The 12,787-nt window shown below is 29.1% G+C and carries 13 protein-coding genes; all 13 read right to left on the reverse strand.

Annotated features, from left to right (window positions below):
* Window positions 1-3: 3 nt before the first annotated feature.
* From MODO_RS12425 to MODO_RS12485, 13 genes are read right to left on the reverse strand one after another with little or no spacing between them, the layout of a single operon-like run.
* Complete coding sequence (locus tag MODO_RS12425) at window positions 4-999, reverse strand: polysaccharide biosynthesis protein (RefSeq protein WP_059051066.1); 996 nt, start codon at window positions 997-999, stop codon at window positions 4-6.
* Entirely contained in the window at window positions 989-2,167 is a 1,179-nt protein-coding gene (locus MODO_RS12430) for a glycosyltransferase (RefSeq protein ID WP_059051068.1), read from the reverse strand. The genes MODO_RS12425 and MODO_RS12430 overlap by 11 nt, the downstream gene beginning before the upstream one ends.
* A 10-nt stretch (window positions 2,168-2,177) precedes the next feature.
* Complete coding sequence (locus tag MODO_RS12435; protein ID WP_059051070.1) at window positions 2,178-2,684, reverse strand: acyltransferase; 507 nt, start codon at window positions 2,682-2,684, stop codon at window positions 2,178-2,180.
* Complete coding sequence (locus MODO_RS12440) at window positions 2,677-3,930, reverse strand: lipopolysaccharide biosynthesis protein (protein ID WP_059051072.1); 1,254 nt, start codon at window positions 3,928-3,930, stop codon at window positions 2,677-2,679. Before MODO_RS12440 ends, MODO_RS12435 begins: the two co-directional genes overlap by 8 nt.
* A gap of 6 nt (window positions 3,931-3,936) precedes the next feature.
* A complete protein-coding gene (locus MODO_RS12445; protein WP_059051074.1) occupies window positions 3,937-4,956 on the reverse strand; it encodes a hypothetical protein in 1,020 nt (339 codons plus the stop codon).
* Window positions 4,946-5,962 (reverse strand): hypothetical protein, encoded by a 1,017-nt coding sequence (locus MODO_RS12450; protein ID WP_059051075.1) that lies wholly within the window; start codon window positions 5,960-5,962, stop codon window positions 4,946-4,948. The genes MODO_RS12445 and MODO_RS12450 overlap by 11 nt, the downstream gene beginning before the upstream one ends.
* Window positions 5,949-6,614, reverse strand: a complete 666-nt coding sequence (locus MODO_RS12455) for an acylneuraminate cytidylyltransferase family protein (protein ID WP_059051077.1) — start codon at window positions 6,612-6,614, stop codon at window positions 5,949-5,951. The genes MODO_RS12450 and MODO_RS12455 overlap by 14 nt, the downstream gene beginning before the upstream one ends.
* A 5-nt stretch (window positions 6,615-6,619) precedes the next feature.
* A complete protein-coding gene (locus MODO_RS12460; protein ID WP_059051080.1) occupies window positions 6,620-7,672 on the reverse strand; it encodes a nucleotidyltransferase family protein in 1,053 nt (350 codons plus the stop codon).
* Entirely contained in the window at window positions 7,669-8,823 is a 1,155-nt protein-coding gene (gene neuC, locus MODO_RS12465) for a UDP-N-acetylglucosamine 2-epimerase (RefSeq protein ID WP_059051082.1), read from the reverse strand. Before neuC ends, MODO_RS12460 begins: the two co-directional genes overlap by 4 nt.
* A gap of 1 nt (window position 8,824) precedes the next feature.
* Window positions 8,825-9,835: an N-acetylneuraminate synthase gene (gene neuB, locus MODO_RS12470; protein WP_059051154.1), complete on the reverse strand. Its 1,011-nt coding sequence runs from the start codon at window positions 9,833-9,835 to the stop codon at window positions 8,825-8,827.
* Between the two features lie 7 nt (window positions 9,836-9,842).
* Window positions 9,843-10,460, reverse strand: coding sequence for an acetyltransferase (locus MODO_RS12475; protein WP_059051084.1), 618 nt, complete (start codon window positions 10,458-10,460; stop codon window positions 9,843-9,845).
* Window positions 10,450-11,592, reverse strand: a complete 1,143-nt coding sequence (locus tag MODO_RS12480) for a LegC family aminotransferase (protein ID WP_059051085.1) — start codon at window positions 11,590-11,592, stop codon at window positions 10,450-10,452. Before MODO_RS12480 ends, MODO_RS12475 begins: the two co-directional genes overlap by 11 nt.
* A 4-nt stretch (window positions 11,593-11,596) precedes the next feature.
* Window positions 11,597-12,784, reverse strand: coding sequence for a UDP-N-acetylglucosamine 4,6-dehydratase (locus MODO_RS12485; protein ID WP_059051088.1), 1,188 nt, complete (start codon window positions 12,782-12,784; stop codon window positions 11,597-11,599).
* Between the last annotated feature and the right edge of the window lie 3 nt (window positions 12,785-12,787).

Here is a 12,787-nt window from a genome sequence, read left to right on the forward strand (position 1 = left end):
TTTTTATTTAAATAGTTCTAATTTCAGCAATAACTTCTTAACACCCTCAATGTCTTCGCGCTGAGTATTATGAGAGTTATAATCTTCAACCTTAACATCAATTTCTTTTCCTTCTGAAAAATACTTGGCATAATTTAAATCTCTATTATCAGCTGGGATTCTATAAAAGTCTCCCATATCCTCAGCCTTAATCATTTCTTCACGAGTACATAAAGTTTCATACAATTTTTCACCATGACGCGTACCTATTATTTTTATAGGATTTTTAGCTTTTTTTAACTCTTTAACAGCTTCTGCTAAAACACCTATAGTAGCTGCTGGTGCTTTATTTACAAATAAATCACCAGGATTTCCATGTTCAAATGCAAACAAAACCAAATCAACAGCCTCATCTAAAGACATAAGAAACCTTGTCATACTTGGATCTGTAATCGTAAGTTCTTCTTTTTTTTCTATCTGACTTAAAAACAAAGGAATAACAGATCCTCGAGAAGCCATCACATTTCCATAACGTGTTAAACACACTACTGTATCTGTTAAATTACGTGCTTCTGCTACAGCAACCTTCTCCATCATTGCTTTAGAAATCCCCATTGCATTTATTGGATAAGCAGCCTTATCTGTAGATAAACAAATTACTTTCTTAACACTATTAGAGGCCGCTGCACGAATCACATTCTGAGTTCCTTCCACATTTGTCTTCACTGCTTGCATTGGGAAAAACTCACATGAAGGAACCTGCTTTAGAGCAGCTGCATGAAAAACGTAATCAACATTATGCATTGCATATTCAATACTATTATAATCACGTACATCTCCAATAAAATATTTAATTTTATCATTCTTATACTCATTACGCATGTCATCTTGCTTTTTTTCATCACGAGAGAATATACGTATCTCTTTAAAATGATCTGTTGCCAAGAACTTTTTTAAAACAGCAGTTCCAAACGACCCTGTTCCTCCTGTTATAAGCAATACTTTATCTTTAATTTTCATCCAAAAATATATTTAAATTTTTTTTCACATTGTTTTTATCAATTAAACATTCACTTACATATAACATTATATTCCCTCTTAAACGACTATATTCAACATTATCCATATATAAACATTTAACAATGATCTCTACAAAACAATTCTTTTCTAATTTTCTAACAAATCCTAAATTATATTTCTCAATATCCTTAGTCCATGGAGTTTTATCTGAAAGAATAATAGGACAATTTGCTACTAGCGAATCAGCTATAGCTTGTCCATAATTTTCTCCTAAACTTGGTAATACCCAAAAATGATACTTTTCTAAAATATTAAATACATTTTCATATAAAACTTCTCCTTTATACTCAATATTAACTCTATTACTAGAAAACTTATCAATTAGACTTTTACAAAAACTCCAATATTCTGCATCTGATATTGGACCATAAATATCTAATTTAATACTAAATTCCCCATTCTCTTTAAAACCATCAATTATTAATAATTCATTTAATAAAAAATCTAGATTTTTTATTCTAGATACTCTAGATAAAAAAGCTAACTTTAATATAAGAGGCTCTTTTACTAAATTGTTTTTTTCTTTCTTTTTAAAAGCAAAAGAAGAAGGTAAAACTGGAGCATATTTAACAATACAATTAACTCCAAAAATCTTTTGTATCGATAATTCTTCTTCCTCTGTTGTAGCATGCCAAGTAATTGAATTATATATACCTAACTTTTTTGCTACTTGAATAAAGATCTTCTTCTTAGCACCTTTTATATTTAAAGCACCTTCATTAAACTCACCTCTGGGACATAATGTAATTTTATTTTTTATAATTCCTAGTCGTTTAAGAAATATAATTAATATACTATATCTAAAACTAAAATAACTATTTAAATATATAATAGAATATTTATGATATTGATTTATAAACTTAATCATTTCTATAATCCCTCTATTTGAATAAATAACATCATAATCTTCTTTTATTAGAACTTTATTTAATTCAATATTAGAAAAACTGTACAAATCACCATAATCTCGATCAGATGTAAAAATAGTAAAATGAACTTTCTCGCCTAAAATAGCCGTCATTGCTTTTATAGAACGAATAGGTCCACCGTATTTAAAACCTGGCTCAAAATGAGGTATAAAAATAAGAGTTTCTGATTTATTACTCATCTTTAAAACTTTAATGATATGCTTTTTCTTCTTTCAATTTTAAAAAATGTTCTACATTTCTATACTTAATAACTTTAGCTGGATTACCTCCAACTATTGCATATTTAGGAACATCTTTATGCACCATAGCACCAGCTTGAATTATAGCGCCCTCTCCTATAGTTACTCCTCCTAACACAATTACACGTGACCCCATCCAAACAAAATCTTCAATAACAATTTCTTTTTCAATATTCACATGATCATAAGGTATCTTACTTCCTTCATAATTATGATTAGAGCTAATCAGCAAACATTCAGTACCTGAATGAAAAAAATCACCAATAGTAACTTTCCCTGTCCCCACGATAGTCATTCCATTAAAGTTAACTTCATCACCTAAATATGTGTTATTATTTATTCTTGATAACCCCCATACTCTCAAATTATTTCCACAAGAACCTACCTTACGTTTTACTAAAAACCTATAACAAAACGACCTTAATAAAACAATTTTTTTTACAAAAAAACTAATCATATTTTAAAATTTTTTGAGAATTATACATTGTAATCAAGAATAAACATCCCCAAGTTAAAAAATTCACTTGAGCAGCAAAAACAACCCCTAATGAGTCCAGAAAACAATAATTAAGAACTATACTAATTATTAAACAAGGTATAGATGCATACATCAGCATCCAATTTTTTTTATAGAATTGAATAATTGGAACAACTAACCAATAAAATAATTGAAATATAGTACCCCCTATAAACCAACTAATAAAAGAAGCTGAATTACTATATTTATCACCTAAAATAATTGGTAAGAAATAAATAACTATAAAATAGAAAAATATACCTATAAAAAGAAAACCTCCACCAACTAACAATCTAATTTTATTAAATTGTTTCATATCCATTTTCTCACTTAAACTTTTAAATACCCAAGGCAACCATGCTGCATTAAAAGATACCGCTAAAATCTGAAGAACCGAAACTAATTGATAACTAGCACTATACAAAGCAACTTCTTTTGCACCTAACATTAAATTAATAATAAACCTATCTGACAATGCAAATAAATAAGCGATAACACTATTCAGTACTAAAGGTGTAGAAAAATCTAGTATTGCCTTTATACTGCTTTTTTCTAAGAAAATTGAATATGAATAAGATTTAAGTATAAAATATAAAGAAACTGTAAAAAATAAAGAAAACGCTAATACTTCAACAAAAATAAGATTCCCTAAAGAAAATTTTTCTGTTTTAAACAATAAAATTACTGCTAAAAAATATACAAAACTTTGACCTAAAACAATAAAACAAAAAGACTTAAAATCATTATTACATCTAAATAATCCTTTCACTATATTCAAAACTGAAGTAAAGAAAGAAATTAAAAAAGATGCATAAAAATACTTCTTATGCAAACCTAAATATTCAATTAAAAATTGATTATTAAAGAATGAAATAAATAATAAAGAAACTATTAATAACATTAAATTTATCAAAATTGATGTATAAACATATTTGTTAAAAGATTTCTTTACGTCAACATCAAAAAAATAACGAACAATTAAATCTGATAAATTAAAACCAATTATAGGTATAAATATATTTGTAATAGCTCTAAAAAGTGAAAACTCACCAAACTCACTTAAAGATAAAGCCCGTACGAAAAGAGGCAATAATATAAAAGGAAACGCTTTATTAAGGAAGTTTATTCCTGTATAAATAATGGAACCCTTAAATAAATTACTTTTAAAAACATGTATAAATCCCATAAATAATTATTTAAAAGTACTAAAAACTTTTTCGTATAAATCTTGAACTAGTGACACTTTCTCTTTAAAACTATCATTTAATTTCTCTTTTGGTATTCTTAAAAACTCAACATCTGCTGAAGTAAATATAGCCTTTAAAGAATATAGAGCTGTAGAATAAAAAGAAGCTATTTTACTTGGAGTAATTCCATTCTTAAGCATATAAATCTCAATTATTGTCTCATGTTCGATAATAGTAATATTAAACTTATTAATTATTTCTTCTAACTGATCTACATTCTCAAATCTATGAGGTAAATAGTATATTTTTAGTTTTTGCTCTCTTGAACTCAAATGTGTAAAATACTTATCTAATAATTCTACATAGCACTTACCATTCAATATCACATTTGCTTTTACAATATTTGAACCAATAAAATAAAGAGAAAAATCGTCATTATTAGATAAGTATGTGCTTTTTTTATTTATATGATTTCTAACATAGTCAAGATTGTTACTAATAACATTGTCTCCTTTTAAATCAAAAATTGTAAACCACTTAATAGTTAATTCCTTTTCCTTTCTTAATCTGTAAATAAAATCACTTACAAGACATTTTATACTGTCCTTAAATGTTGATACTGCACAAATCCTATCTAAATTATTGTACTTTTCAAACAAATAAAGTGTAGCAGCTCCATCATCCAAATTAACTAAATAATTATATCTTATATTACATATAAACAATTTATTAAAAAATTCATCCAAATGCCCGATAAACAATTTATCTATCATCTTTGTACTTAATGATTTCAACAATCTTATTTTATTGAAAAACATCTTATAAGATTTATCTTGTTTTATAACTATTAGCTCATATTCACTATCAAATTCTTCTAACACATTTCTTAATAATAGATTCTGTTTGTTATTTAAACTTTCAAACAAAACCAATATATTATTCTCTTTAGTACATAATTTTTGCATTGCTTCCACTGCACATACTAATTGAAAAGGACTTGCAACTAAAAATAAATTATGAATCATAAGATTTTCTTTTAGATAAATAAATACACATCAAAAAATAAACAGGAAATAAATATCTCGGAGCAAAAATTGGTGTAATTGAAAAAATTATTAAATATACAATTCCAATAAAAACTAAGGAGTCATTTACTCTTGGTCTTTTTTTGAATACTTTATATAATAAAAGTAAATTAAAAACACATTGTAGTGTAACAAAAAAATTATTATATAAATTCTTAAAATCAAAAATTTTTCCAATTCTAAAAATCAATCCTCCTAATAGATAAAAAGCTTTTGGAACAAAAACTATTAAATAACCTAAAAACTGATTCTGAATTAAAATTAATGTAGTAAAAAGCCCTGAACCTTCACTAGTCGTTTCTGCACCTAACATAGCAACGTTATCAACATGCTCAAAAGACTTTAAATTTAAAGGATAAAAAATAGATATACCAATAAGTAATAATAAAATTGTCTTCAATCTATAATTCTTATATGGATTTAATCTAGATACAGAAACAAAAGCTATTAGAATAACTAGGCTCAACTGCCACCTCACAAACACAGAAATAATCATAGCATAAATAAAATACTTTATTTTAGACTTTTCCATATACAATAAAATAAATGAAATAGACCATAATGAAAATATTTCTTTATTAATACCTATTATACTACCTAACATCAAAGGAGCGATTATAAGCATCATAAAAAGTTTAGCTTGATTTAAATTATAAGCTTTACTTAAATTTCTTATCGTTTGATATAACACTAATAGATTAATAAATAAAACTAAATAAAAATTACCAAATACACTTTTTAAAATTAATAATGGTCCTACTAAATTTAAATTTACTTGTGCTACTTCATTAATTGTATATCCTGCATTATACAAGCGTACATATGTATTCGTATCTGCATAAAATTGAAAATCTACTGTCTCCTTTATTGCTTCTACTCCAACAAATGATAGAAATAAAAGACAAAATGCAAAATATAAAACAAATAAAAAATTAAAATGCCTCATTCTTATTATTTACTATAAAACAGCAGTACATCCAATCATCCTTAGTATCAATATCTATTGAACTCATTCTATCCATAATATACCCATATGTCTGTTCTGTATAATATAAACCATTCTCAATCACCTTTTTTGATAATACATAAATAGCTCCATTAGGATAAAAAGTTTCTTTCGAAGCTAAACCTATATCTTCAACTATTCCTTCACTATTTATAAATTTATTCCATGATAAAGGATGATGTTCTTTCGTAAAAGAAATTACTGAGTCAGCACCTTTATTTTTATAAAGAGAGATAGCTTCTTCAATATGATTTTCATTTCGAAAAGGAGAAGTAGGTTGTAACAAGACACAAGAATCAATTGTAATATCATTTTCTATTTCAATCAATTTTACTATATACTTTATTACATCATTACTTGAAGCTGTATCATTAGATAATTCACTAGGTCTTAAACCAGGTACTATAGCACCATATCTTTCTGACACCTCTGCTATTTCTTTATCATCAGTTGTAACTATTACTTTTGTAATATCCTTGCATTTAAGAGCTGCTTCAATTGTATAAACTATCAGAGGCTTTCCGTTTAATAATTTTATATTCTTTCCTGGCAATCTCTTCGATCCTCCTCTAGCTGGAATAATTGCTATCATTTCTATTACAATTTTATATGTTTAATATCTTCTTGAGCTTTCTTAAAATCATCATGTTTCCCTATATCTAACCAATAACCATTAATTGGATAAGTTACTAGTTTTAAATTCATCTCTAAGATCCGTTCCATTAAGTCAGTAATATCAAAGAATTCTCCACTTGGAATCATCTTTAACAATGACTTATTCAAAATATAAATACCTGCATTAGAATAATATGTATAACGAGGTTTTTCCTTTAAAGAATTAACCTGATTATCGTTATTAACCTCTAAAACCGCATAAGGTACGTCTACATGGTAAGAAGTAGCCGCTACAGCCATATCGGCACCAGACTCTTTATACATTTTATAAAAATCAGCAAAATCAATATTCGTCAATAAATCACTATTCATCACAATAATATCATCATGATGAAAATCATCCACTAATAAAATAGAACCAATAGTTCCTAATGGTTTATCTTCTTTCACATATTGAATAGAAACTCCTTTACTTAAGCCATCTCCAAAATAATCAATCAGTTGATCACCTAAATAATTTATACTTAAATTAATTGTTTTAATACCACAATTAATTAATCTATCGATATTATATTCTATAATAGGTTTTTCACCAACTTTTAATAAAGGTTTAGGCGTATTTTCAGTTAATGGGCGTAATCGCTTCCCTTCACCACCAGCCATTAACACTGCATCTGCAGGAATTAAAGTACTTGTAATATTAAAGTCTAAAATATCTATTATTTGTTTCTTTATATTCAGAATAGGAATTACTTTTAAATTTCTTTTACGATAACAATCAAAAGCATTTAAATCATACTTCCCAGTTTCAATATAAACTGGATTAGGTTGTATAAATTCAATAATAGAAGTATTAAAATCAAATCCTTTGATAAAACCTCTTCTTAAGTCTCCATCTGTCAAAGATCCTATTAACTTATTTTCTTCATCTGTTACAAATAAAATTGAACTTGGTGCGTTAGCATCTAATTTCACCAAAGCTTCCCTAACTCCTTTATTTTTACAAATGGTATGTTTTTCTACTATATTTTTCATGTGATATCATAAAATTGTTTTACTACCTTAAACTTATCTATACTTTCTAAAACTTCTATAATCTTTCTAACGGTACCACCATTGTAATATGGATTAGATACTGTATCTAAAGCTCTCCTAAAATTACTTTCTTTTGTTTTAGCAATTGCCGTTGAGATAGATTCAACAGAATTATCTGAATTAATTATACTATTGGCTTGTATCCTCCCTTTTTGACGGTCTCCTATATTAATAGTTGCTGTATGAAGAGATGGAGCTTCTAATATTCCTGAAGAACTATTACCTATAATAGCATCACATACTTTCACCAAAGATAAAAAACGTAGTGCTCCTAAACTGTGATAAGCAATGGCTTTCTCCTTATTTTTTGAAACATATTCATCAATCAAACTATTGATGACACGTCCATCTGTATCTGCATTAGCCTTTGTAAATACATAAAAACTATCTTCTTCTTTATCTAGTGCTACTAACAGGTTTTTAAACTGTTCTTCTGAAGTTATATTACTTAACGTCTCTGGATGAAAAGTAACTTGATAATTAAACTTCTTGAACTTTATATCTAAACTCTTTTCAAGTTCTTCTTTAGTCAATAAGAGTAAGTTATCAATATTATCTATTCCAATAGCTCCTACATTAAATACGCAATCCGGATGTTCTCCCATTTGAATAACTCTACTCCTATATTCTTCTGTTGAAGTAAAATGCAAATAACTCAACTTAGATATAGCATGGCGAATAGCATCATCATAAGCCCCTTCGGTAATTTCTCCTCCATGCAGATGAATAATAGGAACTTTAGCAATAACAGCTGCTGAAGCCATTGCCAACATCTCATAACGATCTCCAAGAATTACCACAGCATCTGATTTTAAGCGATTAAAAGCTTCAGCATAACCTATTAATCCCAACCCCATAGACTTAGTAATACCAACAGCAGTGTCAGAAGACAATAACATTTCTACTTCTTCATCTATAGTGTAGCCATCCTTAATGATGAATTCTTTTGTTAATCCAAATTCAGGTGATAAATGAGCTCCTGTCACCAATAGCTGTAATTGAAATTGAGGATGTTGATCTATTGCTTCTATTAATGGCCTTAATAATCCATATTCTGCACGTGTAGCAGTTGTCACACAAATCTTCTTCATCTTACAGCTCTATTAAATCATCTTCCTTAAAATCTCTACTTGCTTTTGAGCCTATAACACTGTCCCATTTCATTGGTGATATACCTTTACCAGGCCTTTTTACAGTAATACTATCTTCTGTAAGAACTTCACCCATCACTATATCTCTTTTGGCTACAATACTCTTTCTTGCTATAGCTATATTTTTTGCTTCTGAAGCACTCGGTACCTTTATCCCATCACCAGATACTGCTAGCTCTATATTACGAATAGCAGACACCATTGCTTTCAGTTCACTTGGTTCTAACGACGCAATATGATCTGGTCCTGGCATTGTCCTGTCTAATGTAAAATGTTTCTCTATTACTGTAGCCCCTAAAGCTACTGCTGCAATAGGTACTTCTATTCCCATTGTATGGTCTGAATATCCTATAGCTACTCCTAGTTTATTCTTTATAGTAGCCATTGCTTTTAAATTCACATCTCTCATAGGAGTTGGATATTCTGTATTACAATGTAATATGGTTATTTTATCTTTTAAAATTCCTTCTGATACAAACACATTCATTGCATCTTCTACTTCCTCCAACGAACACATCCCTGTTGACAAAATAACTTCATCAAATAAAATAGCAGCTTTACGTAAATAAGGTAGATTAGTAATTTCTCCAGAAGGTATTTTTACTAATGTTAAACCTATCTCTTTCAAATATTCTAAAGAGTCCAAATCAAAAGCAGTTGAAAAGAACTTTATACTCTTTTTATTACAATAGTCAATAATATGTTCATGATCCAATTTAGACAACTCCAGCTTTTTAAGCATGTCCAATTGTGAATCATCACCATCTTTTGTGTTTACTATCTGATACTCTGCTTTCTTAGCTTTTTTAGAAACTAAAGCTTCTGCTTTAAATGTTTGAAATTTTATATAATCTACACCAGCTTCTACTGCCTTATCTATTAATAAAAAAGCATTCTTTAAATCACCATTGTGATTTACTCCTGCCTCAGCTATTATTATTGTCTTTTTCATTCTATTCTTATTTTGCAGGATTGCCATATACTACACTATTATCTGCAATATCTTTAACGATAACCGATCCCGCTCCTATCGTACAATTACTTCCTATTTTAATACCTTGTCTAACAACTGAATTAGCTCCTATAAGTGAATTTTCTCCAATGCTTACATTTCCTGCTAATACAGTCCCAGGAGCTATATGTACTCCCTTTGCCAAAACACATTCATGTTCAACAACTGCAGCAGAATTAATAATACACATCTCCCCTATCTTTGCGAATGCATTAATTATGGCACCTACATTAATAAAGCTTCCCACTCCAATCGTACTATATTGGCTAACAATACTTTTAGGATGTATCACGGTTATTAAATTTTTATTTTTAGAAAGAATATAATCACCTACTTTTACTCGTAGTTTATTATCTCCTAAGCCCAAAGCAAAGTCACAATCTATACTCCAATCAAAACTATCACTTCCCTCATTACCTATATACTCAAGGTTGAAAGGATTAAATGATACTTCTGCATAATCACAATAAGACGTAATACTCTGCTCTCCTAATAATACAGCATCATATACTACATAACCATGACCTGAATACCCTACAAGTACAATGTCTTTCTTATCTTGCACTACTTGGTATATTAACTATTCTCTCTTCTAAAAACTCTGCATTCACTTGAGCATCACGTTGACAATCTTTATACATAGGTAATCTGTACATTAATTGCCAAATAGGTCTAGTCATTACACCAGCCTCATTCGTTTCTTTTAAGAAAGCATCACGTTCTAATCTATTTTCTAACTCTACACACATTAACCAATAATTAGCTTGAGTATCTTTCGTTTCTTCTCTGAACTTAATCCCCTCTCCTTTAAAGAAATTGATGTATTCTTGAGCAATTAATCTCTTATCTGCTAATAACACATCTAATTGCTCTAATTGCCCGCAAGCTAATGCTGCATTAAGGTTTGGCATACGGTAATTATATCCCAATTCTTCATGGTAAAATTCATAAGCATGTGGTCTCTTTGCTGTAGTCGTAATAAATTTAGCACGAGTACCTATCTCTAAATCATTCGTAACGATGGTACCTCCACCTCCGCAAGTCACAGTCTTATTTCCATTAAAAGAAAACGTTCCTAATAACCCAAAACTACCAGTATGTTTACCTTTATAGTAACTACCTAGTGACTCAGCTGCATCTTCTATAATTGGAATATTCCATTTTGAACATACTGCAATCAATTCATCCAAATGCATTGGAAAACCAAAAGTATGCATTGGTACACAAGCAGCTAAACGCTTACCTGTTTTTTTATTAAAACATTGGTCACCTCTAACTTCTCCAAACTCTTCTAAAAAAGCTTCTACAGCTTTAGGAGATAACCCCATTGTATCTAAATCAACATCAACAAAAATAGGCTTAGCACCTATATAAGCTATTGCATTAGCTGTTGCTACAAAAGTTAACGCTTGAGTTATTACTTCATCACCATAAGCTACTCCTGCTAATTGCATAGCAATATGTAAAGATGCTGTACCATTAACTACCGCAATTGCCTTCTTAGCTGTAGTAATATCCTGCATCATCACTTCAAATTTATCCACATAAGCCCCCACTGAAGACACAAAAGTAGAATCAATAGTATCTAATACATACTGCTTTTCATTTCCTCTAAAACGAGGTTCATGCAATGGAATGAATTTATCTGTTTTGTATATATCACGTACAAAATCAATGGTTTTATTAATGCTTTTCATAATCTTACATTTTTGAATCTAAGTATTTACCTGTTTCTTTATGTCCAAAATTAGGAATCATTAAATGAAATAACTCTACTATCTCATCTTTTGACCATTTCTTATTTATCTTTAACCCCTCAATCACTGAGGTAAAATGATTTAATTTTTCTTCCTCAAAAAGCAATTCATTCTTGATAACTCCTAAATTGACAAATCTTTCCATATCCAATACTTCGTTATCTGTAAAGAATTCTTCGAAATCCTTCTCTCCTGTCGTATCACTTTCAGTAAATAAACATGGCCACTTTCCTTCTTGTGGCAAAGTACGAACCAATTCTCTTGCTTCATCCTCTGTTTTGCACAAGTAAGGTTCGTACCCTAAGTCTTTAAGATACTTGACAGCTATCTCTGCAAATGTAATTAGATGTAAATGCTCACTTAATTTAGGGAAGAATATATCCCTATTCTCACCAAAGATACAAGACATTAAACACAGTTCACCTGATTCTTTAGGTATTACAAAGTATCTTTTAATATCATTTGGAGCTACAATAGGCTGTTTCTTTTCTATTCGTTTATTAAACCCATGTAATAAAGACCCATCAGAAAAAGCAACATTTGCAAAACGTGCTGTCGATATATCTATTTGTGTACTCTTACGCATCAAGTACATTTCCATGATACGCTTTGATGCTCCCATCATATTTACTGGATTAGCAGCCTTATCTGTAGAAACACAAAAATACTTCTTCACTCCTTTATTGATAGATTGTTGAATAGTCTTATCTGTATTGAATACGTTTACATCAATCATTCTCATCAGTGTAAAAGGATCTTTCTCACTTCTCACATGCTTTAACGCAGATAAATTTAAGACATAGTCATACTGACCATCTGCTTCAATAAAAGCATCATATTCAATAGATCCAATATCAAGAGCAAAAGTTTGGAAGTCACCATCTATATAACCAAAAGAACTACGTATATCTCTTACTAACTCAACCATATTATTTTCACTAATATCAACAACATGCAGTTTCTTTGGATTGCGTTTAAAAATCTCTTTCGTAACTGCTTGGCCTATTGACCCAGCACCACCTATAACTAAAAAACGTGATGATGAAACTATTCTTCTTAATTCAGAGTCATATTTATTAATATCATCTGTAAAAAGCTCTTTCTCTCTTCCTATTAAACTTAATATATTCATATC

The sequence above is a fragment of the Myroides odoratimimus genome, from assembly GCF_001485415.1.
GTDB classification, from domain to species: Bacteria; Bacteroidota; Bacteroidia; order Flavobacteriales; family Flavobacteriaceae; genus Flavobacterium; species Flavobacterium odoratimimum.